A 23,997-nucleotide genomic window follows, 5' to 3' on the forward strand; every position below is an offset into this window, starting at 1 on the left:
CTGCAGCGGATAAGGAGGATTACCTGATGGACATTCCGGAATCAGACAACTTTAAATCGATTTTTTATACACATTATCCAATCGTGCGCCGAAAGCTGTCCGCGCTTGTAAGGGATGAGAGTGCAGCCGATGATTTGGCGCAGGAGGTATTTCTGAGACTGTACAGAAATCCGCCGGATGATCCCGAAGCTCTGGGAGCCTGGCTGCATAGAGTGCTTACACGGATCGGATACGATTACCTGAACAAGCAAGTGCGGGAGCGAAGACTGATTAATAAACAGGAGTTAATGTACGATACAGATGCCTCAGCCCCTACGGGGGAAGAAGTAGTGTTGGGCAAGCTGGACCAGGAAGATGTGCGGAGCTGGCTGGACGGGCTTCCCGAGCGGGACCGGCAGGCTCTGCTGCTTAAGTATTCGGGTTACAGCTATGCAGAGATCGCCGGAGAGCTCGGAGTGAAACCGCCGGTAGTAGGCACGCTGTTAAGCAGGGCTACCGCCAAATTGAAACAGCATGCGGTGAAGTCGCTTCCGCAAGAATAAGATCATCCGGGAGGAATGAAGCAATGAACAATAGAGCAAACGGGAATTCTCAGCCCGTGGGAACAGACGAGGCATGGGCTAAATTGCAGGAGAAGCTCGGACAAGAACCGGTAAATCCGGTTTGGGCCGAATGGGGCAAGCAGGAGGCAGCATTAGCGGCTCAAACAGAGGAAACTGTTATAACGGATTCTGTGGCAAGCGGAATCAATTCTATATCTTCAGTAAGAGCAAGAGAAAATACAGGTTCAGAGCTTCCGCAGAATTCCATCAGCAAATCACGCAGACCAGTGCTGAGCCGCAGCCGTAAGTGGGCTGCTGCCGCTGCAGGGGTTGCCATCTTCGCCGCTATTCTGGCTACTCCAGTAGGCAATACCGCCATGGCTGCTATCCTCAACCAGTTCCGGATGCAGGATGTAGCTGTAGTGGAAGAGAGCGATCTGCGCGATATGTTCTATCAGGTGAGCGGGGAAGGGAATTTCCACAAGACGATGAATTCCTTTGGCACTTTCACATTCGCTAACGGATCTGTCGAGGGCAAGCTCCCGGTTGGGGAAATACAAGGAGTGCTGGGATATGAACCTCTGAAGGGCCAAGATATGACTGGCATGAAGACTGTAGAGGTGAGTCCGTCCCGTGATATTACCCTTACGCTGAACGTGGATGAAGTGAATCAGGCGTTGAAGCGTGTAGGCTCGAACGATCTGTTGCCGGAGTCTGTGGACGGAAAACCGCTTACACTGCATTTGCCCGAAATTGTGAATTATGACCTGTCTCCAGATCCGGAGCATTGGGCTACTCTGTCACAGATGAATACACCTGTAGTTACTGTTGATCCTTCTATAGATATAGATGAAGCGTTGGATGCCGTAGTTAACTTTCCGCTAATTCCCGATTATCTGAGAAGTGACCTGCAGAAGAGCCGGATTCTGTCAGGCGATATTCCGATGCCGCTGATAAAGGGCAGCAATGATGAACAGATTACGGTGGCCGACACTTCTGTTATTCTTACCGAAATGAAGTTCAGCAGTGGCTATAGCTATTCTGCGGTCTGGGTCCAGGATGGTCAGATGCTCCAGCTTACTGGCGGAGATGTCTATCCAGACAGGGATCAATTCATTCAGAAAGTACAGGAGTTGATCACACAATGAGCAGCGTACCTGCAATTGATGCTAACGCCCTGACCAAAGAGTATACTAATGGACGCGGTTGCCGGGATGTTACCATCACTGTGGGGAAAGGGGAAGCCTTCGGCTTCCTCGGCCCCAACGGTGCAGGCAAGAGCACCTTCGTCAAAATGCTGGTGGGACTCATCTCGCCAACAGGCGGGAATGCTTCCATCCTGGGTCACCCGCTCGGTTCTCTTGAAGCCAAAGCCAAGATTGGATATTTGCCGGAGCTATACCGTTATCAGGAGTGGCTGACCGGAGAGGAGGTAGTCAGACTGCATGCCAAGCTATGCCGGATCGAGAAGACTCTGGCGGATAGAAGGATCCCACAGCTGCTGCAGGAAGTAGGCATTGGTCAGCGCGGGAAGGACAGGGTCAAGCATTATTCCAAGGGAATGCAGCAGCGGCTGGGACTGGCTTGTGCGCTGGTCAATGAGCCGGAAATTATTTTTCTTGATGAACCCTCCTCTGCTCTTGATCCAATCGGGAGAATGGAAGTACGGATGATTCTGGAGCGGCTGAAGGAGAGGGGGATCACGATATTTCTCAACTCCCATTTGCTTGAGGATGTTGAAGTGCTGTGCGACCGGATGGCCCTGCTTAATAACGGGGCGGTCCTGCGGCACGGCAAAGTATCAGAGATCCTGAGCAAGCGGACCAGCTGGCATTTCAAAGTGGGCGGGTATACGCCTTTTTTGCTGTCCTGGCTGAATGAGCATACAGGGCTTACCATCCGGCAGACGGCCGCTGGAGCCGGAAAAACCGGGCAAGAGCCGGAATTAGGCAGCAGTGTCGTATGGCTGGAAGCAGAGCTGGACAACGAGGAGCAGGCGGGCTGGCTGAACGGGCTGATTGTGGAGCAGGGGATGACTCTATATGAAGTAACCCGCAAACAAGAACGGCTGGAAGAGTGGTTCATGGATGCCGTATCCGGACTTAGCCATAGGGGGGAGAGCGAATGAATACCATACTTGAAATGACATGGAAGGAAATGCTGCGCAAAAAGGTGATGCTGCTGACTCTGCTGCTCACGTTTGTCTTTCTGATCGCCTTCTGGTTTGTGGCCGATACGGTTGGAAAGAATGACCCCGGGGCAGGGTCCGTACATAACGGGAGCGAGCTGTTCACACGATTTACGAACGGCGCTTTTATTCTTAGTCTGGGATACTTTTTCGGCGCCTTTGTAATCGCCTTTCTGGCGATCTTCAGCTCGTTCTCGGTAATTGCCGGGGAAGCGGAACAAGGAGTCATGCAGGCATTGCTGCCCCGGCCGCTGCCCCGCTGGAAATGGTATCTTGGCCGCTGGCTCGGTTTCGTAACACTGGGTGTAAGTTATGCATTCATTCTATTTCTGGCTATCCTGCTGATCACAAATGTCCATGCGAGTGTACCCAGAGATCCGGCAGCACTAGTGAAGTCATTTCTGCTGTTTGCTTCTGTGGTTCCATTGTTAATCTCCGTATCCATGCTGGGCTCAGGGATTTTCTCGGCGCTGGGTAACGGTGTGTTCATGACGATGCTCTATGGGGCAGGGTTTCTGGGAGGAATGCTTGATAAGCTAAGCGGTTCGCTGCGGCTGGAGAACGACGCGCTGAATGTGCTCCATAATCTGACCGGAATCATGTCGATGCTGATGCCGGCAGATGCCTTGCAGCGCAGAATGACCGCCGAGCTGTTCAGTCTGAAGGATATCAGCGGCCTGGTTTCCCTAAGTAACGGCGGACTCAGCATCATTAATATCACCGCGTACCCGTCAGTGTCATTCATCGTATATGCTGTGTGTTATACCGTAATTGTATTTGCGATAGGAATTCTGCATTTTCAGCGCAAGGATTTATAAGACAAACAAACAGCGCCCTCAAAGTTTCCTGGTTAAGGAACCTTCAGGGGCGCTGCTTCGCATGCAGGCCGGCAATCATTTGGTCACGCCAATCTCAATCCAATCCGTGGACCAGTTACCGATTTCACCAAGAATGGGAGCCAGTGCCGTGCCTTTGTCGGTTAACGAATATTCAATACGCACAGGCATTTCAGGATATACCGTACGCTGAATGATGCCTTCGTTCTCCATTTCCTTCAGCCGGTCGGATAATACTTTGCCGCTTAGATTGGATAAGCAATGCTCGATTTCCCCGAATCTCCGCGGACCATCCATCAGTACGAATACGATCAGAGCAACCCACCGTTTACTAAGCACATCGACCGCTTTCTCGAAGCGTGGACACATTTCGAAATTGTTCATTAGCATCACCTCAACATTCATTATATCATAAACTTACAATAAGTAATCATTAATATTTAAATATATATTATAACTTGACGAACTTATATTACAATGATAAACTAACTTACAAATAGTTACTAGTGCAAAAAATGAATATTAAAATTTTACGAACCAGGCATAGGCTATTACGCATTTTCGGGAGAAAAGTTGCTTGGGCTATGCTATCAAAACTAAGTGTATGCTTCCGAAGCAAGTTTTGCGAAACGGAAACGAAGAAGCTAATGCTATCAAAACTTTTAGGACGGTGCACTCATGATCAAACCCGATATCCTTTCCATATTACAGAACAAAATCAAACGGATCTCAATGGAAGATTCCACGAATATACTGGTTGGTCCCATTACCTTACCTGTGAACCTGGACGGGGAGACCGTTACCTTCAAATGGTACAGCTGGCTGAAAGTGACGGATGAAGAGCTTCAGCAAGCGGAAGGTAAAGAGGCTACAGAGCTGCTCATCAGCCGGTTGTCTTCGATGAACCTTGCGGATGGACAACAGTCGAGCGTTCTTGTCTATGGGGATTTCGAGAACTCCGACGAAGCGCTGATCCGGATGCACAGCATCTGCCATACCGGCGATATTTTTGGCAGCAAACGCTGCGATTGCGGCTTCCAGCTGCACACATCGATGAAGATGATTGCCCAGCATGGTTCCGGTGCCCTCTTTTACCTGGCTAATCATGAGGGACGAGGCATCGGCCTGTTCAGCAAAGCCATGGCTTATATTTTGCAGGAAGAAGGATATGATACTGTTGAAGCTAATCTGGAGCTGGGTTTTGCCGATGATTCCAGAGATTACAGTGACGCGATCAGCGTGCTTCAGTCCCTGCGCAACAAACCGGTGACCCTTATCACCAATAATCCGAAGAAGATGGAAGCTCTGAGAGCTGCCGGAATGAACACGGTCAAAAGAGTACCGCTATGGGGCGATGTCTCGGTCTTCAACGAAAAGTATCTGCGTACCAAAGTAGCCCGCTCGGGACATCTGGAGGCTGTGCAGAGCGCGGATTTTTTTGAGGGCAGAGTAGCTAAATAAGCCGGCCGTACTCTGGCAGAGCAGAATGGTAAGGGAAATAGGTAGTACTTTTGGATTCATTCTATTATAATGGGGTACTGAACCCAATACTTAGCTTAGTGAGGTAACCTATGAATGCTATTCAAGTGCAGGACTTGCTCAAGACATTTAAAGTCCAAAAAAACCGCGAGGGCCTCAAAGGGGCCTTCGCTGATTTGTTTAAACGGCAATATTCCGAAGTGACCGCAGTGAAGGACATTTCGTTCAGTATTCCGGAAGGCGAAATATGCGGATACATCGGGGAGAACGGGGCCGGCAAATCGACCACGATTAAGATGCTCACCGGGATTCTCGTACCTACCGCCGGCAGTCTGTCTGTAGGCGGCTTCGTGCCGTATGCGGAACGGGAGAAGTTCGTACAGAATATCGGAGTCGTATTCGGACAGCGCAGCCAGCTCTGGTGGGATATCGGTGTCATCGAATCGTTCCAGCTGTTGCGCAAGGTATACCGGGTCTCCGAGCAGGATTTCAAAAAACGGCTGGATGAGCTCGTCGAGCGCCTGGAGCTGCAGGAGCTGCTGAACCGTCCGGTACGCAAGCTCAGTCTCGGACAGCGGATGCGCTGTGAGCTGGTCGCTGCGCTGCTGCACAACCCGTCAATTCTGTTTCTGGATGAGCCGACGATCGGCCTTGATATTGTCGTGAAGTCGGAGATTCGTGAGTTCCTCAAGGATATGAACCGTGAGCATGGTACAACCATTCTGCTGACGACGCATGATCTGCAGGATATTGAAGCTCTCTGCTCGCGGGTAATCATGCTGGATGACGGGCGGATTATCTATGACGGGGGTCTGGAGGATCTCAAGCAGCGGTGGGGAACCGGACGCGAGGTGCAGTTTCAGTTCGGTACTGCGACGAAGCTGCAGCAGCTGGTTCAGTGGACAGAGGGGATGCCGGTTACCTGGACCGCCGAGAATGAGCTGGGTGCCAAGGTATGGATTCCGCTCGAGCTGAATGTATCGGATGTACTGGGCCGGGTGGTTGGACAGGCAGATATTACAGACATCAAAATCATTGAGACGAACACGGACGATATTGTCCGCAGTATTTATCAGTCAGGTTCGGCAGAGAAACCGGAAGAGATGATAGCAGCACTCCGAGATGAGAAAGAGGTCATCCATGTCTGAGCAGCTTAATGGTGCAGTTGCCTCCTCCGGAGGCTCTTCAGGCGGTTCTGGAGAGAACGGACGCAGGCTGCTGCTCGGCGCTTATTTCGATTTCATCCGCATCCGCTTCCTGACGATGCTGGCCTACCGGATCAATTACTATTCAGGAATTCTGATCTACACGCTGAATATCGGGGTTAACTATTTCACCTGGAAAGCTATATATGGCAACGGGGAGTCGCTAGGCGGCTTTACCGGAGCGCAGATGACTACGTATGTGGCCGTCTCATGGATGGCCCGGGCGTTCTATTTCAATAACCTGGACAGGGAGATTTCTACCGATATCCGTGACGGCAGCATCGCGATTCAGTTCATCCGCCCTTATAACTATGTTCTGGTCAAAATGATGCAGGGACTTGGCGAAGGCCTGTTCCGCTTCATGATGCTGATGATTCCGGGCATGGTGATTGCCATTCTGCTGTTTCCGGTGCAGCTGCCGACAGAACCATCCGCCTGGATCGGTTTCCTGGTGATGCTCTTCTTCAGCTTCCTGATCAGCTCACAGATTAATATCATAACGGGGCTCTCTGCATTCTTCGTCGAGAATAATGAGGGGATGATGCGCATGAAGCGTGTTATCGTTGACCTGTTTTCCGGCCTGATCGTCCCGATTACGCTGTTTCCGGGCTGGTTATCGTCCATTCTCAAGGTTCTGCCCTTTCAGGCCATCACGTATCTGCCGGGTTCCGTATTCACGGGCCGTGTGCAGGGAGTGGGCATTTGGAATGTGCTGGGCATCCAGGTGATCTGGTTCCTGGTCCTGCTGGTTCCGATTGTCTGGCTATATCACGCAGCGCGCCAGCGGCTGTTCGTGCAGGGAGGTTGAGCCGGAATGTACTATTTTGGCTTGTTAATTGAATATCTGAAAAATTATATGAAGACAAGGTTAACCTACCGTGCTGATTTCTGGGTGGAGGTGGTTTCCGATCTGCTCTTCCAGGCAACGAACTTTATCTTCATTCTGGTCATTTTCATGCATACCGACAGCCTGGGCGGCTGGAATCAGAACGAAGTGGTGTTCGTCTACGGCTTCTTCATGGTGCCGTTCGGCGTGTTCAGCTGCTTCGTGAATATGTGGGGCTTCAGTGAGCGTTATATCGTCAAAGGCGAGATGGACCGTATTCTGACCCGTCCGGCGCATAACCTGTTCCAGATCTTCCTGGAGAATGTGGACCCGCCGTCACTTGTGGGTTCCTTCATCGGACTGATTGTTATGGCCATCAGCGGCAGCAATCTGGGCTTGCCGTTCGAATGGTGGACCATTCCGATGCTGATTATCCTGACACTCAGTGCGGTAGCAATCTATACCGGCATCTATACGACATTGACTTCACTGTCGTTCTACTCGGATGCGCCGACGGGTATTCTGCCGCTGATGTATAATATCCAGACCTACGGCCGTTATCCGGTTACGATCTACAACCGGGCGATTCAGGTGCTGCTAACCTGGATTATCCCGTTTGCCTTTGTCGGGATCTATCCGGCAGCCCTGTTCCTCCACCGTGATGAGATGAAGGGGATGGCGCTGCTGACCCCCGTTGTGGGTGCAGTGTTCCTCGGCATCGGCCTGATGGCCTGGAGCTATGGCGTTAAGCGGTACAAAGGTGCGGGGTCTTAAGGGATTCCGCAAAGAACATTATACAGGGTCGTCCAAGCAGCTATTCATTGGCTGGCGCGGACGGCCCTTTTTTGTGTAGAAAATACTATAACAATGCTCAAAAAATCCTACCTGTCCAATACATGAAAGCGCATAATAAGTGGTGAGAGTAAAGTAAGGATAAGGACAATTGCTGTAAAGGAGCAGAAGCGATGAACAATTATACTATAGGCGTCGATTTGGGCGGCACCAATATCAAAGCGGGATTGTTCGATGGGGATTTCAACGCAGTCGAGGAGCTGTCTCTGCCAACGGAAGCGGCGGCAGGACCGGCGCATGTGCTGGAGCGGATCAGATTGGCCGTTACACAGCTGACAGAGGGCAAGGGGATAGATCAGCAGCAGATCACCTGTATGGGGATGGGAATTCCCGGTCTGCTGGACCCGGAGGAAGGCCTGTCCATCTTTTCGCCTAACTTTCCCGGATGGGAACAAATACATATAGTGAATGCAATGAAACCCTTTTATGATTATCCGGTCTACATCGATAATGATGTGCGGGTTAACTTATATGGGGAATGGCAGCAGGGAGCCGGAAAAGGATGCCGTAACCTGGTGCTGCTCACACTTGGAACCGGACTGGGCTCAGGCATTGTCGATGACGGCAAGGTGTTGTACGGAACAACCTTCAGCGCTGGTGAAATCGGACATATGAATATGTACCGGCAGGGCCGGCCCTGCCGCTGCGGGAGCTCCGGCTGTCTCGGGAGGTATGTATCTGCTGTGGGTATGGTCAACACGTTCAAAGAGAAGCTGCTGGATGGCAGGAGCAGTCTGATTCAGACTTGGACGAATCAGGATGACGGACAAATTACCGCAAAAATGATTTCGGAGGCTTATGATCTCGGGGACCCGCTGGCGATTGAGGTCATGCATGAAACCGGAGAACTGCTGGGGTACGGTCTGGCTAATGTAATTAATCTGCTGAACCCGGAGCTGATCATTATTGGAGGCGGTATGGCTGCCGCAGGAGAACGGCTGCTGGGCAGCGTCCGCGGCACTGTAAATGCTCATGCGCTGAAGCTCTCAGGGAGCAAATGCAGGATCGTTCAAGCCGAACTGGGCAGCAGGGCGGGCACACTTGGCGCAGCAGTATATGCGGACCAGAGACTGAATGCTCTTAAATGATGATTGACCGGAACAATGATCGGCGAAGATTAACGTAAGGTGATGCAAAACTATTGAATCTCAATAATTCACCATATCTACATATTAAGGACCTTAAACGACAATAATCGTCAAATTATCCCAATGATGACAGCATATTCTTGGCTGTATACTAATAGCAGGTTAAGAATTCGGCAGCAGTTCTATATCCGGCAGTTCCTGAGGAAGCGGCATGTAACGGTTCTTCATAACTGCTAAACATCATCCCGGGCAGACTGAATAAACACTGAAGCTGGTGGCTGAAGGTATTCATACGCTCGATAAGGAGCCGGTAATGTTATGAATCTCGTAATCGGAGGCAATGGCGGTTTAGGCCATTCCATTACCCAAGAATTACTGTGGCGGGGGAAGCTGGTAACAGCGACCTATCATCGTTCTAATGAGGCACTAAGCAGACTGAGAGGACCTCTGCTGACTATGGCTTCACTGGATATACAAGATGAGAGGGCTCTTGCTGCTCTCCTGACAGGAGTGAAAACGGTCTACTTCTGTCTTAATGTGCCTTACCAGGACTGGTACACGATCATGCCCAAAGCGCTGGAACGGGTTACCGCGAAGCTGCATTCCGGGCAGACGCTGGTATTTCCCGGCAATGTCTACGGATACGGCAGATTCCAATACCTTCCCGCGGATGAGAACCATCCCAAGGCGGCTCTTACCCGTAAAGGAAAGCTCCGTAACCAGCTGGAAGAGCTGCTGAAGAAGCGGGCAGCGGAGAACGGCTTCCGCTATGTCATTCCGCGTTATCCCGACTACTATGGTCCCAACGTTACGAACAGGGTATTCGGACCGATATTCAACGGAGCGCTGCGGGCCAAAACCATCGCCTGGCCGGTCAGGCTGGATGTTTCCCATGATCTGGTCTATATCCGTGATGCGGCCAAAGCAGCCGTGCTGCTGGCGTATAGCGGGGAAGAAGGGGAATGGCATGTGTCGGGCTCCGGGGCGATTGAAGGCCGCCAGTTCCTGAATCTCATCCAGGATGAAGCAGACAGTCCAAGGAAATGCCGGACTCTCCCGGGCTGGGCCGTTGGTTTGGCAGGTATATTCGATAAAGAAGCTAAGGAATTCCATGAGCTGCTATACGAATACCAGTATCCGCTGGTGCTGAGCGAGAACAAATTCATGAAGCGGTTCCCGGAATATTCTCCAACCGCCTACAAGGATGCAGTCAAAGAAACCTTGGGCTGGTTCCGGGAGCAGCAGGAATAGACCGGAGAACCGATAGGAGGATTGGCCGTTCATGCATATCATTGCTGTATCACTCGGGACTGCTTTTTCGATTCCTGAGCTGCTGCCCCATGTGTCACCGGAGCGCCGGATGAGCAGCAGCCGGCTGAAACGTGAAGACGATGTTCGCAGGTCTCTTATCGGAGACATCCTTGCCCGGATGTTCGCCATGGATATGGAGGGAATGCGGAATGATGAGATCTGTTTTGACAAAGGGGTGTTTGGCAAACCCCGGCTGTCTGCTATGCGCGAACCGTGGGACTATAACCTCTCACATTCGGGAAAATGGGTAGCAGGTATCGTCAGCCGCAAGGGACAGCGGGTTGGAATCGACATTCAGAAGATGGCTGCCATAAATCCGGCGTTAGCCCGGTACAGCCTGTCCCCTGAAGAAATGGAGCAATACCAGAGCTTGAAATCAGAGGCTCAAATACGCTATTACTATGACCTGTGGACGCGGAAGGAGAGTTATCTGAAGATGGAGGGCATTGGCCTGACGGTTCCGATCCGTTCGGTATTCTCTGAGCAGTATGCTTTGAAATATGAGCAGTCTGTGCTTAGTGACCGGCTGCCCGATCATGCGTTCAGGCAATATCCGGTAGATCCGGGCTACGTGCTGACCGCTTGTTCAACAGATTTCCGCTTTCCTGATCAGTATTTGGTGGTCCGGGCTAAGGATCTAGCCGAAGTGTTTCTGCGGCGCTGCCGGCTGCAGGAGGAGCAATCCGCTTCAGAGCCTGACGGACTCACCGTCTTGTAGGGAAGAGGGCACCTGCCAGCCGGTATTAGATATGAGGGCACAGAATGTCCTTACACTGAGCAACACTTACATATAGCAGCGGTGCCATGACTGGCAACCGCTGCTTTTTTGGCGAGTATTACTATTCAGGGCATAGGTTCTAGGTCCAGGAATTGTACGCGGTCCGGGGTAGCATGATATGCTGTAGATATTGAAGCACACAGGAGGGTAATGATGAAACGAGACATTCAGCATGTGCCTTATGGTTATGAACCCCCAGCCGGTGAACGCAAAGGGACCTTAATCTTCTATGATTCATTCGAGCATATCTCGGATATGGATTTGTTGAAGGCGGCTGAGACAGCGATAGAGCGCAAATTCACCAAGCTGGTGCTGTATCCGCTGCATGAAGAAACCGTGAGACGGATGACGAAGGAGCCGGTGCAGGTTTTATATAAACGGGAGGACCGGCTGCATGAGTGGAAAAGAGATCAGGGGCGCTCTTTCATTACCGTGGAAAGTCTGGAGGGGAAACGCAAGAAATACACCCCGCTTGATTCTGCGCTGCGCCATATCAGCGAGGTCTATTCCGCACCTTACTTTCTCTATCTGACTCCGGAGATGGCTAATCTGTTCGCTTCCTATTCCTCATTCGAGGAATGGATCGTCAAGCTGCGTTTGCTGTTGTCAGAAGCGCCCGCACAACTGCATCCGCGGCTGGAGAAATTCCGTCACCGCTGGGATGTGGCTGGTGAAGGCCGCTAGGCAAATAGTTGTATACCTAAACCCGTGGGAGGGTGATGAGCATGAATGAGGCCTATCAACTCGATGTCAGATTGCAGCCCAATGAGACGCTTGCGCTGATCAAAGAGGGAATGACGCAGGAGTCGGAGCTGTTGTACGAGGAGCTGAATGATCTCGGTGAAGGCAAGATGATCGGAACGCTGGTCTATGAGCGGTATTATTTCCGGTCCGGTAATCAGGCGGCGCTGGTGATTCTAGTGGATAATCTGAAGGGCAGAAGTAATGTCCGGCTTATTCCGGCGGGAGGATCCAACGGGTTGATCCTTAAGCTCGATTGGGGCGCCGGCAAAAGCTTCGCTTCTTCAGTGGAGCGAATTCTGGCGGATTATATTGTGGAATAACCGGGGATGTTAAGGAGAAGGAGCTTGGAGGCCAGCATAGGTCTGGCAGCATACTGCTGCTGTGGCTTACTGGCCTTGTAAGATACACCGTACGGGCAGACTCCTGCTTATTTGTGGAGGGCTGCCTGTTTGCGTCTATAGGTATACATTCTCCACTGGTAGTGGATGAAGCACCCGATGCAGAAGCCGAGGATAGCTACTGTGGCTGCTACCGCAACCATGATCGTGAAGATATAAGCCGCAACGGTCCAGCCGGCTAGGAAGCTGACCAGCCCTGCAGTCAGGCAGAAGACGGCAATGCTCTGGTTGAACTGCTGCTGTTCCCAGTCTTCCAGTACATAGGCGGAGCGCTCCTTAGTCAGGAAGTTCGCCGCAACCTTGATAACCGGATTATATCCGAAGATTAGGCCAGACAGTCCTGCGGCAAGCGGCAGGGCAAGAATCCAGTAAGCTCCCGTAAACAGTGACAATAATACAGAAATTACGATAAAAGCCTGATTAGTTCTGACTAACGGCCGGGGAATTCCCTTAATGATTGAAGGCTCACTCATTTAAATCACACCTTTCCCATTGGAATAATTAAATTATAACCAATGATCCGCAATGTGGCAATCGGTAAGCGTAAACATTAAAATTTGAAATTATTATCCATTGACAGCCGGAGCCCACTCGTGGTTTTATTATGTAGACCAATTGTTATAAAAGTGCAGAAACATCTATAAAGGAAGTGTCCGGCTTGTCAAACAAGCATAATGCACGTGAAGCTATTCTGGATACGGCTTCAAGATTGTTTTTCACACAGGGCTATCATGCAACCGGACTAAATCAGATCATCAAGGACAGCGATTCGCCCAAAGGATCATTGTATTATTATTTTCCTCACGGCAAAGAAGAGCTGGTGTTGACCTGTATTAACCGGACAAGTGAAATGGTCTCCCAAAATTTGCGGCATTATGTAGAGAGTGAAGACTCACCTGCTCAGGCAGTGCAGAATTTCATTCTGTCTATGGCGAGGGAAGCGGAGGAATCGTCTTTTGAAGGATTGGTGCCGTTCAGCTTCTGGGTAGCCGTGGAGACTTCCTGTGTCAGCAATGAGCTGCGAACCGCTTGTCAATGTGTGTTCAAGGATTGGCAGGATGTGATCGCCCAGCGTCTGATGAAGGATGGCATGCAGGAGGAAGCTGCTGTGGGAAAAGCGACTGTTGTGGTCTCCTTGTTTGAAGGTGCGCTGCTCCTGGCGTTAACCTGCCGAAATGTCCAGCCGCTGGTTGCGGCAGCAGAGAGTATTCCGGCAATACTGGCTTAAGGTTTCATAGTACCATCGTACCATCGCAATACTGCAACACAGTAACAAATAGAGAGAGAACAAACAGATTATCAGGAGGATATGAGAGTGAACGCAACTATGACTGGTAAGGGGCACACAGAGCCCCGCAAATTTAAGACCCTTCCAATTCTCGTCTCCTTATTGCTTGCCGGATTTATCGGCATGTTCAGTGAGACCGCATTAAATGTAGCCTTAAGTGATCTTATGAATGTATTACAAATTACTCCGACCACAGCGCAATGGCTGACTACAGCTTACCTGCTGACGCTGGGGATTCTGGTTCCGATCTCCGGGCTGCTCCTGCAGTGGTTCACGACCAGACAGCTGTTCATTGCTGCGCTATGCTTCTCGATTGCTGGAACATTCCTGGCTGCAATGGCGCCGAATTTCGAATTCCTGCTTACAGCGCGTGTGGTTCAGGCGATGGGAACTGCACTTCTTTTGCCGCTGATGTTCAATACGATCCTGATTATTATCCCTGCTGAGAAAAGAGGCGCGGCGATGGGGCTCATCGGCCTCGTCATCATGGTAGCTCCAGCGATCGGCCCTACTATTGCCGGCTTGCTTATTGAGAGTCTGAGCTGGCACTGGATCTTCTGGCTGTCCCTGCCGTTCCTTGTGATCGCGCTGTTCAGCGGAATTTTCTTCATGCAGAACGTCACAGAAGTGACCAAGCCGAAGATTGATATCCTCTCGATTGTATTATCCTCACTTGGTTTCGGCGGCGTTGTGTATGGATTCAGCAGCGCCGGTGAAGCGGAAGGCTGGGGAAGTCCGAAGGTGATTATCGCCATTGCTATTGGTGTAATTGCGCTCGTTCTATTCTGCATCCGGCAGTTGACGATGAAGCAGCCGATGATTAATCTGCGTGCCTTCAAATTCCCGATGTTCGTGGTCGGTGTACTGATGGTCTTCATTTGCATGATGGTGATTCTGTCTTCGATGCTGATTCTTCCAATGTACCTGCAGCAGGGACAAGGCTATACAGCGTTTAAAGCAGGCTTACTGCTGCTGCCGGGCGGAATTATCAACGGACTGATGTCACCAGTGATGGGACGCCTGTTCGATAAATACGGTCCGAAATGGCTCGTTATTCCAGGACTTGTGCTCGTTGCTGTCTCGCTGTGGTTCTTCTCGAGTATTACAGCAACTTCTACCGTTATCTTCGTAATTGTACTTCACAGCGTGCTGATGATCGGAATCTCGATGATTATGATGCCTGCCCAGACGAACGGGATCAACCAGCTTCCGCTGGAATACTATCCTGACGGTACAGCGATCATGAATACTCTGCAGCAGGTTGCAGGGGCGATTGGTACGGCTCTGGCAGTAAGCATTATGACCTCCGGTACCAAGAGCTACATGAAGACTGTAACTGATCCTGGTGATCCGCTGAATATTGGCGCTGCATTTACCCATGGGGTACAGAATGCGTTCATCTTCGGCATGGTGATGGCCATTATCGGTCTGGTTGTTGCTTTCTTCCTCAAACGTGTTATTGTCTCGCACAAAACACAGGCTTCCATGCACTAATCTCATTAATTGACTGCAAGCACATCCGTAATCCGGGTGTGCTTTTTTGCTATGTGCAATATGGAGCTTACAGAGCATTCATTGTATAAAATCCTGCCCTAAATACAACATTTCCCTCATGATATCGCTCCTAATTCATATTTGTTGTAAAAAAGGCAACATTTCTCCTACTCCAAACGGATTATTTGGACAATTCTTGTATTTCGTACAACAATCCTCTCTGGCGCCCGGGTATCTGGGGATCAAAGTTGTAAAACGTACAACATAAATGCCCAAGAGGCAGCTTATGCGCAAATATTAACGGGTTACTTGTCTGCAAGCTTAAAGGTTACTCATATGCAACTTAACGGATTACTCATATGGCTGACGTGGAGACAATCTCTGGACATCAACTGGGAATTAAAGTATATTAAGCATAGATTAACGATGTATCGACGGACAGCCATTCGTACGGGAGGGAATGCCGATGAAAGTCAGTAAAGAAATGCTGAAGGGCAGCACGGGGACCTTGATTCTCACTCTGCTGCTCGATAAGCCGTTATACGGCTACGAACTGATTAAAGAACTGGAGCAGCGCTCGCAGGGGGTATTTTCCCTGAAGGAGGGCACGCTCTATCCAATACTCCATGCGATGGAGAGCGAACGCTGGGTAGAGGCGTATTGGCTTGAGGTAGAAGGGCGCAAACGCAAATATTACCGGCTGCTGGATGAAGGCAAGGCGAAGCTGCAGGAGAAGAGAGCAGAATGGAATCTTTTCAAAGGCGCGGTGGATTCGGTACTGGGGGAGGGCGGCGCATGATGGAGCAGCGGAAGAAGCTGGACAACTATCTGGACAGGGTGTGTGCAGAGGTTAGAGCCAAAGGGATGCACAGGGAGATAAGGGAGGAACTCAGCGGGCACTTCCAGGACTTGATGCTGGAGCGGCAGCAGCTTGGTGCAACTGAAGAAGAAGCACAGCAATATGCGATCGCGCAAATGGGTGATCCGCAGGTGGTCGGCCGGGATCTGCACAGAATCCATAAACCGCGGATTCCGTGGGGACTGCTCACCGCAGTAATGATGTTGTCAGCTGTGAGTCTGCTGGGGATGGGGGCTATAGAAGCCGGAACCTCCTTCAACCCGGCCCTATCTGATCTGACGATGCGCCAGACGGTGTATATCATCCTTGGGATCGCCGTTATGACAGGAATGTACTTCGTCAATTTCAAGCTGCTTCAGAAAGCATCAGGATTCATTTATGCTGCAGCATTAATGGCTATCGTTGCCAGCCTATTGCTGGGTCCTGAATTAATCAATGGGAATAGACGCTATGTTGGTTTTATGGGCTTTTATTTTGATCTGGTTGGATACAGTCCTTATATATTTGTTGTCGCTCTGACAGGAATATGGACCAGCCACAGCTTTGTGCTGAAATGGAGCGGACGGACCAGGGAATTCGCGGAGTTCGCCTTACTGCTGCTGCCTGCGGTGATCTATGCGGCGATCCGGTCTTTACCGGAGCTGGTGGTTTATTTGGCAGTATCGCTGACGCTATATGTATGGATAACACGGCGCTGGATTACAGCCGGATTAATGGCTATAACATTTGTGTCGGGCGGAGCCATCTATGTTTGGAATAATTTGACCTTGCGTGACAGGGTCATCGGAGCGATAAATCATAATTACATGCTTAATGGCCCGGGTTACCTCAACCGCAGAATTCACGAGACCATTACATCCGCAGGCTGGAGAGGGTATGGCTTCGGAGGTGCGGAAGAAGGACTGCCGTATGCGTATTCGGATCTTTTTCCGGTATTTCTGGTTCAATGCTTCGGCTGGGCCGGGGGCTTGCTCTTCATCGCGGCAGTGGGCTGGTTCGTTCTCAAAATGATCTCCTATACCCGCGCTGTACGCGATACCTACGGGCGGATGCTTATCCTTGCTCTGGCCCTTATGCTAGCCATCCGCTTAGCTTATGGTCTATCGATCCTCAGCGGAAGAATGCCAATTACAGCTATACCGTTCCCATTCCTCAGCTACGGACAGCATGTCTTCATTGAATTCGCCGCTGTCGGGCTGCTGATGGGTGTCTACCGGCGGAAGGATATGCTCCCTGGGGACACAAGCCTAGACTTAACTATGGACGCCTAGTGCGGCTGCACGTATACTGGTAGGGTGAAAATACGGACGAGGCAGGAGAGGGGGAGCATTGTGATGAAGCTGCGAAATACAGGTAGAAAATTAGGGCTGGTCTCATGTGCGCTTATCCTAGGCGGAGCTACGCTTTTAACGGCAACAGCAACAGCAACAGCAGCCACAGCGGCTGCTCCTAAGCTACAGAATACAGCCGCAGCCCCGGCGCAAAGCAAGGTGGAGAAGAAACACAATCTGCCCGGCGGCTTTGTGTATCTGGATGAAGTGATTCCTACGGCGCAATATGAGATACGCTACTACAGTGAGAATAATTTTACCGGAACAAGGGTGGACGGGTATAAGGCTCCGCTGGCGATTTTCTCGCGGACAGCAGCGAGTGCGCTGAAGAAAGTCAGTGAGGATCTGGCTGGCAAAGGGTATATCCTGAGAATCTATGATGCCTACCGTCCGCAACAAGCCGTTAATCACTTCGTACGCTGGTCACAGGATGCCGCGGATATTAAGATGAAGCAGCAGTATTATCCCAAGCTGGACAAGCGTAATCTGTTCAAGCTGGGCTTCATCTCCAAGAAATCGGGGCATTCGCGGGGCAGCACTATCGATCTGACACTGGCTGATAAAAAAACAGGGGCACTGGTTGACATGGGCAGCCCGTATGATTTCTTCGGCGAGATTTCTTACTATAATACCACTCTGGTCAACAGTACCCAGCATGCCAACCGTAAAGTTCTTAAGGATGCCATGTCGAAGCAGGGCTTCAAGCCCTATACCAAGGAGTGGTGGCATTTCACACTGATCAAGGAGCCTTATCCACAGCAGTATTTTAACTTTAATGTGGAGTGAGGCTGTTCCAAAGCTGCGCAGAACGGTTAATGATTAATATAAGTTTAGTCCCTGAAGTTTGCGTGCATAATAATTATATTACAGGAGAGGTGGGATCGATTTGAAGAACAGAATCGCAGCCGTTTTCCTAAGTGTACTGTTATTGGCAGCAGGATCGGGAGTATTAACCGGAAATAGTGTCCACGCAGCACCGGGTGTAAATATTATTGTGAACGGACAAGCCTTGCAGCTGGATGGACCGCAAACCTATACCAGCGGAACAACCCTCATGCTCCCGCTCCGGGAGACTACGGAAATCCTTAAGTATAAGACTACCTTTGTAGGTGCCACAGGACAGTTCAAGCTGAATCGCTTCCAGGAAACCATTGAGTTCAGATTGAGCGGGAAAGAGATCATTCTGAACGGCAAGGATCGGGTGCCTTTTACAGATAGTATTGAACTGAAGCAGCAGCGCGCATATGCACCTTTGTCGTTTTTTGCAGCGATCGGGCTGGTTACATCCTATAATCAGGCAAAAGGGCAGGTTGAAATCTACTCACCGGAGGTAACTGCCGGAGCTGTAGCCGGATTGCTGGCCGCAGGCAACTATACAGGACTCCGCGAGCGTTACTTCACTGCGGAAGCAGAACAGCCCCCGCTGCCCGTCATTCAGCAGAACTGGGAGGGTGTAAGCGCTCCGGCTGGCCAGTACTTCGGAGTGAAATCTACGGAGAGCCGGCAGCATGACGGGAATATGACAATAACAAGCGTGTTGTCCTTCTCCAAATCCGAGGCGCTGCTGACCCTGGAGCTGAATACATCGGGCAAGATCGTGAAGCTGAGCCTGGCGGCGCTGCAGGCAGCGGAAGTGCTGGTCAACCCTTCGAAATAACAAATAATTGATCATTCATAGCAGGAGCATCTCGCAGCTGTAATCCGCTGCCGGAGATGCTTCTTTTTATTAATGCTAACTCTTTTGAAAATTCCTGAAAACTTCTGTTGACAGATCACTCCAAAGAGAGTAATTTTAAATTCTGATTAAACGTTGTTTAAATCGATGATTAGAAATCGCGGCAAAGGAGGGCGACAAGCTGCATTATGGTTAAATCTGACAACAAAGCTGATTCTTCAGATAAAGATACGAAGCAGATTATACTCGATGCAACCGTGGATTTGATCCGCGAAGAGGGGTTCAGCTGTATCACCCTTCGGAGTATCGCAGCAAGGGCAGAGACGAATCTTGCACTGGTGAATTATTATTACGGCTCCAAGGAAAAACTGTTTGGCGACGCAGTGAAGAGACTCGTGTCTACCTTTGATGATGCCTTCAAAGCACTGGAAGATGACAGCCTGCCGCCGAAGGAGCGGATGAAGTTATTTTTCATGCGTTATATTATGAATCTCAGCCGTTACCCGGGAATGGCCCGGCAGATGCTTGATCAAAGACATCATATTATGGGCTCACAGGATGAATATGCGAAGTACTCCAAGCTGATGAGACTGGAGCGCATTAAGGAAGTGCTCAGTGAGATCACTGGGGAGCAGGACCGCGACAAGCTCATGATGATGATGATGCAAGTCTATGGGGCCATTGTTTTTCCGGTAATTATGGTCTCCAGCCTGCCGAAGGAACGGGAGGATCTCAAGGAGATGTTCAGGCTTTCGCCGCTTGAGGAGCAGATTGACGGTTTATTTGATCTTTATTTTCATAAGTATAACTAATTATAAACAGAGAAAAGAGTGGAGAATAGAATGACAAACACCGCAAATAAAGGAAACAGTGCAGCAGTAGAAGCACCGTTCTCGCTGAAAGCCATTATTCCGCCGTTAATGGCTATTATCGTCGGCATGATTATGGTTATCCTGGACAGCACTGCCGTAAACGTTGCGGTACCGAATCTGGTGCAGTATTTCGCAACAGATCTTAAGACCGTTCAGTGGGCCATTACGGGTTATACGCTGGCGCTGGCTGCCGTAATTCCGCTGGCTGGCTACATGACTGACCGCTTCGGTTCCAAGCAAGTCTTTCTAACGACTATTGTTATGTTTGTACTGGGGTCCGTTCTTTGTTCGGTTGCCCAGACCTCAACGCAGCTGGTCATCTTCCGTGTCATTCAAGGTCTTGGCGGCGGTATGGTAGCTCCAATCGGTATGGCCATGGTCTTCAGACTGGCTCCGGCAGAGCGCAGAGGTTCTATTATGGGGATGCTCGGAATTCCCATGCTGCTGGCTCCGGCACTTGGACCGATCCTCTCCGGCTGGCTGGTAGAATACGTGAGCTGGCACTGGATCTTCCTTATCAACCTGCCTATCGGTATCGTTGGTATCATTCTGGGAGTTAAATATCTGCCTGTTACAGAGAAGAAGGGCAAAGCCCATCTGGATATCTTCGGTATCATTCTGGCTCCGCTTGCGTTCTCCATGCTTGCCTATGGCGTCAATCAAGGCGGAGGCGAAAGCTGGACTTCGACGGGGGCTCTCGTAGGTCTATCTGTCGGCGGTGTGGCGCTGGTGCTGTTCGTCATTGCTGAGCTGATGCAGAAGCATCCGCTGCTGGAGCTGCGCGTCTTCCGTTCATCGGACTTCACACGCGGCATTATCCTATCCTGGGTGACCCAGGCTGCCTTGTTCGGTTCCATGCTGTTCGTTCCGTTGTATCTGCAGCAGATCCGCAACTACACACCGCTTGAGACAGGTCTGATTCTGCTTCCGCAGGCGCTGGCATCCGGTATCGGTATGCCGGTGGGCGGCCGCTTATTCGATAAAATTGGTGCACGTCCGCTGTTGTTCGTCGGACTCAGTGTCATTTCCACTGCACTGTTCCTGTTGTCCGGTGTTACGGTAGACACCAGTCTTCCCGTTATCATGGGCTGTCTCGCTATGATGGGTCTGGGTATGGGCTTGTCGATGATGCCGGTTAACACTCATGTTCTGAACTCCGCTCCGCGTGAATGGGTTGGCCGGGTGACTCCGCTGACCGCCGCAGCCCAGCAGGTCGTAGTATCGTTCGCGGTTGCCGGAATGACCGGATACTTAACCAGCCAGATTACCGTTCATATGGGTGAGATGGCTGCCGGAAGCAATCCGCTTGTCGCCGCTGTTCAGGGCTTCAATGATGTATTCTTCCTCTCCGCATGCATCGCGCTGGCCGGAGTGGTCATCAGTCTGATTCTGCGCAAGCCGAAGACAGCCGGTTCCGCCGGAACTCCGGAAGGGCAGCAGGCCGACGCTGCTGTAATGATGGGACATTAATTTATATCTTGGGTTTACGGCCGCCTCAGCTAATCGCTGCGGCGGTTTTTTCTCATTTCACCCCCGTTGTCGCGATTACGATTCGAAATCCTGCACGAAATACAACATTTATGTCTTTACAGCAAGAACTGAAGTCACTCAATTGCTGTCATCTTATAGGACGGCTATACAGAAGGGCGAAAGAAGGAATTAGAGGTATACATCACATCGCCTTGGATGCGATACAGAAGGCGAAATGGGAGGAATTACGGCGGTATGTGGGATTAATCCGGGGCAGGCGCCAGTTGGAGTATTTTGTGAACCGCTTGACGGCTGATAAGGAATTCTATATAGTTTTAATAAAACTATTGACGAGGGGTTTCCTTATGTATGAATTACTGGTCCTGTCATTGCTGATGCATTTCCCGCTGCATGCTTATCTGATTGCGAAGATTATCAGCCCGTGGGAGAAAATCAGCCGCGGAACGCTGTCCACCCTGTTGTCCAGACTTGAGAGAGAGGGACTGATCTGCGAAGCCGATCCTTCATCAGTGCCTTATCCCAGTGAACGGCCGTCCCGTGCGCTGCAGCTCACCGGTAAAGGGCGGACCCGGTTCACCGAGCTGATGATGGATACGGGGACGGAGTCGGCAACCTATCAGAAGCTTTTTCATATTAAAGCCCAGCATTTGGAGTTCCTTGCCCCTGAAGCGCAGCTGGCGCTTGTAGACCATTATCTTGCGTACGCCGCTAAAGGCATTGCAGAGCTGCTAAAAGGGATAGACGCCTTCCGAAAAGAGACTGCTCCTGATGCTGCCGCGCCGGGAGGGCGGTTCTATGCGACAACGATGGATCTGCTGCAGGTGCGTCTGGAGGCGCAGGAGCTGGATCTGGCCTGGGCGCAGCGTTTGCGGGAAGCCGTGATGACGCAGAAAGAAGGACAACAATGAAGGGTTCCCAAGAAAGCTGGCAGAGCAGAGCGGTTAAGCTGGGCTTGCGCCTCATGAGGATTAACGCCATGTGGAAGAAGACAGGGATAGCTTTGCGGAAGGAAATTGAAACGAAGCAGCGGAAGGAGAGCAGTAAGCCGCCGGCTAAAGTGTATACGTTATGCAGCGTCGAAGAGCGTGAGATAGCCGGTTCTCCTTACTATGTGCTGTCTGCAAAGTCTCTTTCGGGCGGCAAACAGATCCTGTATCTGCACGGCGGAGGTTATGTGCTGAAGATATCCCCGCTGCATTGGGAGTTCCTGGCCGGTATGGCAGACAAGCTGAGGTGTACGATTGCGGTTCCCATGTACCCTTTGGCACCGCAATATGGACATAAGGAAGTATTTCAGATGCTGGTACCGCTATATGAGGAGATGTTAGCACAGAGTTCTAAGTGTGGAGACAAGCTTGTGGTCATGGGGGATTCGGCTGGCGGCGGAATGGGGCTTGCACTAGTGCAGCTGCTTAAGGAAAAGGGGATACCACGGCCTGCACACACGATCCTGATCTCCCCGGTGCTCGACATGACCTTCAGCAACCCGGATATCAAGGCTGTGGAGCGTAAAGATCCTGTCACGGCAGTTCCTGCCATCAAAGAAATTGCTGAGTGGTATGCGGGGGATCAGGAGATTACTTCTCATTTGATCAGCCCCGCTTATGGGGAGGTCACGGATATAGGGCCGGTCAGCATCTTCATTGGGACGCATGACATTGTGTATCCCGATGTCAAGAGGTTCAAAGACCGGTTACTGGTTGAAGGAATAAAGATCGGCTACTATGAATATCCGCAAATGCTGCATGTCTGGCCGCTGTTCTTCTTCCCGGAATCCAAGACAGCGAGAGCACAGATCAGAGCAATTATTGAAGACTTATAGATCTGCCCGCCGTTTCTTGAGCATCCTTGCCTGAAAAGGGGCGAAGTGCAATCTGCCGAGCAGTTCGGAAGCTATAATGCCCAGCAGGACAAGGGCAGCGCCGGTGTAGCCTTGCAGCGAAAGCTGTTCATGTGCGAACCAGTAGCCGAAGAAGGCGGCAAAGACCGGTTCCAGGGCGAAGATTAATCCGGTGCGGGTCGGCGTTGTGTATTTCTGGGCAACGGGCTGCAGGATGAAGCCGCAGGCACTGCAGAAAATACCGAGTGCGAGGATGGCGATCCAGCCGGGAAGTGTCGAAGGCAGTGCAGGAGTCTCGAAGACTGCTGACAGAATCAGGGCATATCCCCCGGCGAAGCCCAGCTGCAGAATGCCGATATTCAGCGAATCGCTGCTCTTGACAGCGCGGCTGGTAACCAGAATCTGCACTGCGTAGAAAATGGCAGCCAGAATACAGAGCAGATCACCAGGCTGTACATGCAGCGACCCGTTCAGGGTGAGCAGCCCGATGCCAGCGATGGCCAGAATGGCACCGAGGATTTGCGGAGGGGCGACCTTCTTTTTGAAGATCAGAACATCCAGCAGCGGTACAAAAACAACGGTCAAAGCGACCAGAAATCCGGCATTGGAGGTCGTGGTGGTCTTCAGTCCGAAGGTGATGCAGGTGAACACACCGAGCAGAAGAAAGCCGAGCAGGGCTCCATATTTCAATGTTCTGGCGTCCACACTGCGCAGCCGTTTGCGGAACAGCAGAGCCGCCAGAATGAAGGCCAGTCCGAAGCGCAGCGCAATCAGATTGAATTCCCCCAGTGTGCCGAGTCCCATTTTCATGAACAGGTAGGAGGAACCCCAGAACATCGTTACTACTATGAGCATCAGCTCGGCCTTTAACGGCTTCATTCCATCATCATCCTTCTTTAT

General features: G+C 51.0%; 26 protein-coding genes. 23 read left to right on the forward strand and 3 right to left on the reverse strand.

The genetic code is table 11. The features are described 5' to 3' along the window. Positions 1-26 precede the first annotated feature (26 nt). Genes NSU01_RS16030 through NSU01_RS16045 form a run of 4 tightly spaced genes read left to right on the forward strand, consistent with a single transcriptional unit; the run spans position 27 to position 3,548 of the window. Positions 27-542 carry a sigma-70 family RNA polymerase sigma factor gene (locus NSU01_RS16030; protein WP_042136946.1) on the forward strand — a complete coding sequence of 172 codons (516 nt, stop codon included), beginning with the start codon at positions 27-29 and terminating at the stop codon, positions 540-542. 23 nt (positions 543-565) lie between these two features. Further along, positions 566-1,690, forward strand: a complete 1,125-nt coding sequence (locus NSU01_RS16035) for a hypothetical protein (RefSeq protein ID WP_076244923.1) — start codon at positions 566-568, stop codon at positions 1,688-1,690. After that, positions 1,687-2,670, forward strand: a complete 984-nt coding sequence (locus tag NSU01_RS16040; protein ID WP_076244925.1) for an ABC transporter ATP-binding protein — start codon at positions 1,687-1,689, stop codon at positions 2,668-2,670. The genes NSU01_RS16035 and NSU01_RS16040 overlap by 4 nt, the downstream gene beginning before the upstream one ends. Further along, positions 2,667-3,548 carry an ABC transporter permease gene (locus NSU01_RS16045; RefSeq protein ID WP_076244927.1) on the forward strand — a complete coding sequence of 294 codons (882 nt, stop codon included), beginning with the start codon at positions 2,667-2,669 and terminating at the stop codon, positions 3,546-3,548. Before NSU01_RS16040 ends, NSU01_RS16045 begins: the two co-directional genes overlap by 4 nt. 75 nt (positions 3,549-3,623) lie before the next feature. On the opposite strand, the gene NSU01_RS16050 is transcribed toward NSU01_RS16045, so the two are convergent. After that, the gene (locus tag NSU01_RS16050; RefSeq protein ID WP_039292833.1) at positions 3,624-3,950 is read right to left on the reverse strand and encodes a helix-turn-helix domain-containing protein; all 327 of its coding nucleotides are present in this window, start codon (positions 3,948-3,950) and stop codon (positions 3,624-3,626) included. 294 nt (positions 3,951-4,244) lie between these two features. Between NSU01_RS16050 and NSU01_RS16055 the strand changes: the two genes are divergently transcribed. The 9 genes from NSU01_RS16055 (at position 4,245) to NSU01_RS16095 (ending at position 12,169) form a co-directional block, all read left to right on the forward strand. Next, positions 4,245-5,027, forward strand: a complete 783-nt coding sequence (locus NSU01_RS16055; RefSeq protein WP_042136953.1) for a GTP cyclohydrolase II — start codon at positions 4,245-4,247, stop codon at positions 5,025-5,027. 110 nt (positions 5,028-5,137) lie between these two features. Continuing rightward, on the forward strand, positions 5,138-6,193 hold the full coding sequence (locus NSU01_RS16060; protein WP_076244929.1) for an ABC transporter ATP-binding protein: 1,056 nt from the start codon (positions 5,138-5,140) through the stop codon (positions 6,191-6,193). A gap of 70 nt (positions 6,194-6,263) precedes the next feature. Beyond that, positions 6,264-7,058 (forward strand): ABC-2 family transporter protein, encoded by a 795-nt coding sequence (locus NSU01_RS16065; RefSeq protein ID WP_039292934.1) that lies wholly within the window; start codon positions 6,264-6,266, stop codon positions 7,056-7,058. A 6-nt stretch (positions 7,059-7,064) separates the two neighbouring features. Beyond that, the gene (locus NSU01_RS16070) at positions 7,065-7,850 is read left to right on the forward strand and encodes an ABC-2 family transporter protein (RefSeq protein ID WP_076244931.1); all 786 of its coding nucleotides are present in this window, start codon (positions 7,065-7,067) and stop codon (positions 7,848-7,850) included. A gap of 191 nt (positions 7,851-8,041) precedes the next feature. Beyond that, positions 8,042-9,016: an ROK family protein gene (locus NSU01_RS16075; RefSeq protein WP_042136957.1), complete on the forward strand. Its 975-nt coding sequence runs from the start codon at positions 8,042-8,044 to the stop codon at positions 9,014-9,016. 318 nt (positions 9,017-9,334) lie between these two features. Further along, on the forward strand, positions 9,335-10,267 hold the full coding sequence (locus NSU01_RS16080) for an NAD-dependent epimerase/dehydratase family protein (protein ID WP_042136959.1): 933 nt from the start codon (positions 9,335-9,337) through the stop codon (positions 10,265-10,267). A gap of 31 nt (positions 10,268-10,298) precedes the next feature. Next, the gene (locus NSU01_RS16085) at positions 10,299-11,045 is read left to right on the forward strand and encodes a 4'-phosphopantetheinyl transferase superfamily protein (RefSeq protein WP_042136961.1); all 747 of its coding nucleotides are present in this window, start codon (positions 10,299-10,301) and stop codon (positions 11,043-11,045) included. A gap of 213 nt (positions 11,046-11,258) precedes the next feature. Continuing rightward, entirely contained in the window at positions 11,259-11,789 is a 531-nt protein-coding gene (locus NSU01_RS16090) for a hypothetical protein (protein WP_076244933.1), read from the forward strand. 41 nt (positions 11,790-11,830) lie between these two features. Next, on the forward strand, positions 11,831-12,169 hold the full coding sequence (locus NSU01_RS16095; protein ID WP_042136964.1) for a DUF6054 family protein: 339 nt from the start codon (positions 11,831-11,833) through the stop codon (positions 12,167-12,169). Positions 12,170-12,276: 107 nt separating this feature from the next. Here the strand turns inward: NSU01_RS16095 and NSU01_RS16100 are convergent, their stop codons facing one another. Continuing rightward, entirely contained in the window at positions 12,277-12,720 is a 444-nt protein-coding gene (locus NSU01_RS16100) for a DUF4395 domain-containing protein (protein ID WP_042136966.1), read from the reverse strand. Positions 12,721-12,905: 185 nt separating this feature from the next. Here NSU01_RS16100 and NSU01_RS16105 point away from each other — a divergent pair, with 185 nt between their 5' ends. The 10 genes from NSU01_RS16105 (at position 12,906) to NSU01_RS16150 (ending at position 23,079) form a co-directional block, all read left to right on the forward strand. Beyond that, complete coding sequence (locus tag NSU01_RS16105) at positions 12,906-13,475, forward strand: TetR/AcrR family transcriptional regulator (RefSeq protein ID WP_042136969.1); 570 nt, start codon at positions 12,906-12,908, stop codon at positions 13,473-13,475. Between the two features lie 99 nt (positions 13,476-13,574). Further along, positions 13,575-15,029, forward strand: coding sequence for a DHA2 family efflux MFS transporter permease subunit (locus tag NSU01_RS16110; RefSeq protein ID WP_042141151.1), 1,455 nt, complete (start codon positions 13,575-13,577; stop codon positions 15,027-15,029). Between the two features lie 466 nt (positions 15,030-15,495). Then, positions 15,496-15,828, forward strand: a complete 333-nt coding sequence (locus NSU01_RS16115) for a PadR family transcriptional regulator (RefSeq protein WP_039292805.1) — start codon at positions 15,496-15,498, stop codon at positions 15,826-15,828. After that, a complete protein-coding gene (locus NSU01_RS16120) occupies positions 15,825-17,159 on the forward strand; it encodes an FtsW/RodA/SpoVE family cell cycle protein (RefSeq protein WP_076244935.1) in 1,335 nt (444 codons plus the stop codon). The genes NSU01_RS16115 and NSU01_RS16120 overlap by 4 nt, the downstream gene beginning before the upstream one ends. 63 nt (positions 17,160-17,222) lie before the next feature. Next, positions 17,223-18,005, forward strand: coding sequence for a M15 family metallopeptidase (locus NSU01_RS16125; RefSeq protein ID WP_081969989.1), 783 nt, complete (start codon positions 17,223-17,225; stop codon positions 18,003-18,005). 100 nt (positions 18,006-18,105) lie between these two features. After that, positions 18,106-18,876 carry a stalk domain-containing protein gene (locus NSU01_RS16130; RefSeq protein ID WP_042136972.1) on the forward strand — a complete coding sequence of 257 codons (771 nt, stop codon included), beginning with the start codon at positions 18,106-18,108 and terminating at the stop codon, positions 18,874-18,876. Positions 18,877-19,082: 206 nt separating this feature from the next. Next, positions 19,083-19,706: a TetR/AcrR family transcriptional regulator gene (locus tag NSU01_RS16135; RefSeq protein ID WP_076244937.1), complete on the forward strand. Its 624-nt coding sequence runs from the start codon at positions 19,083-19,085 to the stop codon at positions 19,704-19,706. Positions 19,707-19,736: 30 nt separating this feature from the next. Next, positions 19,737-21,236: a DHA2 family efflux MFS transporter permease subunit gene (locus tag NSU01_RS16140; RefSeq protein ID WP_042136976.1), complete on the forward strand. Its 1,500-nt coding sequence runs from the start codon at positions 19,737-19,739 to the stop codon at positions 21,234-21,236. 365 nt (positions 21,237-21,601) lie between these two features. After that, entirely contained in the window at positions 21,602-22,165 is a 564-nt protein-coding gene (locus NSU01_RS16145) for a PadR family transcriptional regulator (protein ID WP_076244939.1), read from the forward strand. Then, the gene (locus NSU01_RS16150) at positions 22,162-23,079 is read left to right on the forward strand and encodes an alpha/beta hydrolase (protein ID WP_076244942.1); all 918 of its coding nucleotides are present in this window, start codon (positions 22,162-22,164) and stop codon (positions 23,077-23,079) included. The genes NSU01_RS16145 and NSU01_RS16150 overlap by 4 nt, the downstream gene beginning before the upstream one ends. Here NSU01_RS16150 and NSU01_RS16155 read toward each other — a convergent pair. Continuing rightward, positions 23,074-23,976 (reverse strand): DMT family transporter, encoded by a 903-nt coding sequence (locus NSU01_RS16155; RefSeq protein WP_076244944.1) that lies wholly within the window; start codon positions 23,974-23,976, stop codon positions 23,074-23,076. The two genes, NSU01_RS16150 and NSU01_RS16155, sit on opposite strands and share 6 nt — an antisense overlap. Positions 23,977-23,997: the final 21 nt, after the last annotated feature.

The sequence above is a fragment of the Paenibacillus sp. FSL H8-0259 genome (assembly GCF_037963255.1).
In the GTDB taxonomy this organism is placed as follows: domain Bacteria; phylum Bacillota; class Bacilli; order Paenibacillales; family Paenibacillaceae; genus Paenibacillus_AQ; species Paenibacillus_AQ phytohabitans.

Bases quoted from the DNA above. Each gene is read 5' to 3' on its own strand.
- NSU01_RS16155 (WP_076244944.1), bottom strand. From the start codon at position 23,976: ATGAAGCCGTTAAAGGCCGAGCTGATGCTCATAGTAGTAACGATGTTC.
- NSU01_RS16090 (WP_076244933.1), top strand. From the start codon at position 11,259: ATGAAACGAGACATTCAGCATGTGCCTTATGGTTATGAACCCCCAGCC.
- NSU01_RS16060 (WP_076244929.1), top strand. From the start codon at position 5,138: ATGAATGCTATTCAAGTGCAGGACTTGCTCAAGACATTTAAAGTCCAA.
- NSU01_RS16150 (WP_076244942.1), top strand. From the start codon at position 22,162: ATGAAGGGTTCCCAAGAAAGCTGGCAGAGCAGAGCGGTTAAGCTGGGC.
- NSU01_RS16085 (WP_042136961.1), top strand. From the start codon at position 10,299: ATGCATATCATTGCTGTATCACTCGGGACTGCTTTTTCGATTCCTGAG.
- NSU01_RS16075 (WP_042136957.1), top strand. From the start codon at position 8,042: ATGAACAATTATACTATAGGCGTCGATTTGGGCGGCACCAATATCAAA.
- NSU01_RS16115 (WP_039292805.1), top strand. From the start codon at position 15,496: ATGAAAGTCAGTAAAGAAATGCTGAAGGGCAGCACGGGGACCTTGATT.
- NSU01_RS16125 (WP_081969989.1), top strand. From the start codon at position 17,223: ATGAAGCTGCGAAATACAGGTAGAAAATTAGGGCTGGTCTCATGTGCG.
- NSU01_RS16140 (WP_042136976.1), top strand. From the start codon at position 19,737: ATGACAAACACCGCAAATAAAGGAAACAGTGCAGCAGTAGAAGCACCG.
- NSU01_RS16145 (WP_076244939.1), top strand. From the start codon at position 21,602: ATGTATGAATTACTGGTCCTGTCATTGCTGATGCATTTCCCGCTGCAT.
- NSU01_RS16050 (WP_039292833.1), bottom strand. From the start codon at position 3,950: ATGAACAATTTCGAAATGTGTCCACGCTTCGAGAAAGCGGTCGATGTG.
- NSU01_RS16035 (WP_076244923.1), top strand. From the start codon at position 566: ATGAACAATAGAGCAAACGGGAATTCTCAGCCCGTGGGAACAGACGAG.
- NSU01_RS16040 (WP_076244925.1), top strand. From the start codon at position 1,687: ATGAGCAGCGTACCTGCAATTGATGCTAACGCCCTGACCAAAGAGTAT.
- NSU01_RS16110 (WP_042141151.1), top strand. From the start codon at position 13,575: ATGACTGGTAAGGGGCACACAGAGCCCCGCAAATTTAAGACCCTTCCA.
- NSU01_RS16045 (WP_076244927.1), top strand. From the start codon at position 2,667: ATGAATACCATACTTGAAATGACATGGAAGGAAATGCTGCGCAAAAAG.
- NSU01_RS16100 (WP_042136966.1), bottom strand. From the start codon at position 12,720: ATGAGTGAGCCTTCAATCATTAAGGGAATTCCCCGGCCGTTAGTCAGA.
- NSU01_RS16080 (WP_042136959.1), top strand. From the start codon at position 9,335: ATGAATCTCGTAATCGGAGGCAATGGCGGTTTAGGCCATTCCATTACC.
- NSU01_RS16120 (WP_076244935.1), top strand. From the start codon at position 15,825: ATGATGGAGCAGCGGAAGAAGCTGGACAACTATCTGGACAGGGTGTGT.
- NSU01_RS16135 (WP_076244937.1), top strand. From the start codon at position 19,083: ATGGTTAAATCTGACAACAAAGCTGATTCTTCAGATAAAGATACGAAG.
- NSU01_RS16070 (WP_076244931.1), top strand. From the start codon at position 7,065: ATGTACTATTTTGGCTTGTTAATTGAATATCTGAAAAATTATATGAAG.
- NSU01_RS16095 (WP_042136964.1), top strand. From the start codon at position 11,831: ATGAATGAGGCCTATCAACTCGATGTCAGATTGCAGCCCAATGAGACG.
- NSU01_RS16055 (WP_042136953.1), top strand. From the start codon at position 4,245: ATGATCAAACCCGATATCCTTTCCATATTACAGAACAAAATCAAACGG.
- NSU01_RS16030 (WP_042136946.1), top strand. From the start codon at position 27: ATGGACATTCCGGAATCAGACAACTTTAAATCGATTTTTTATACACAT.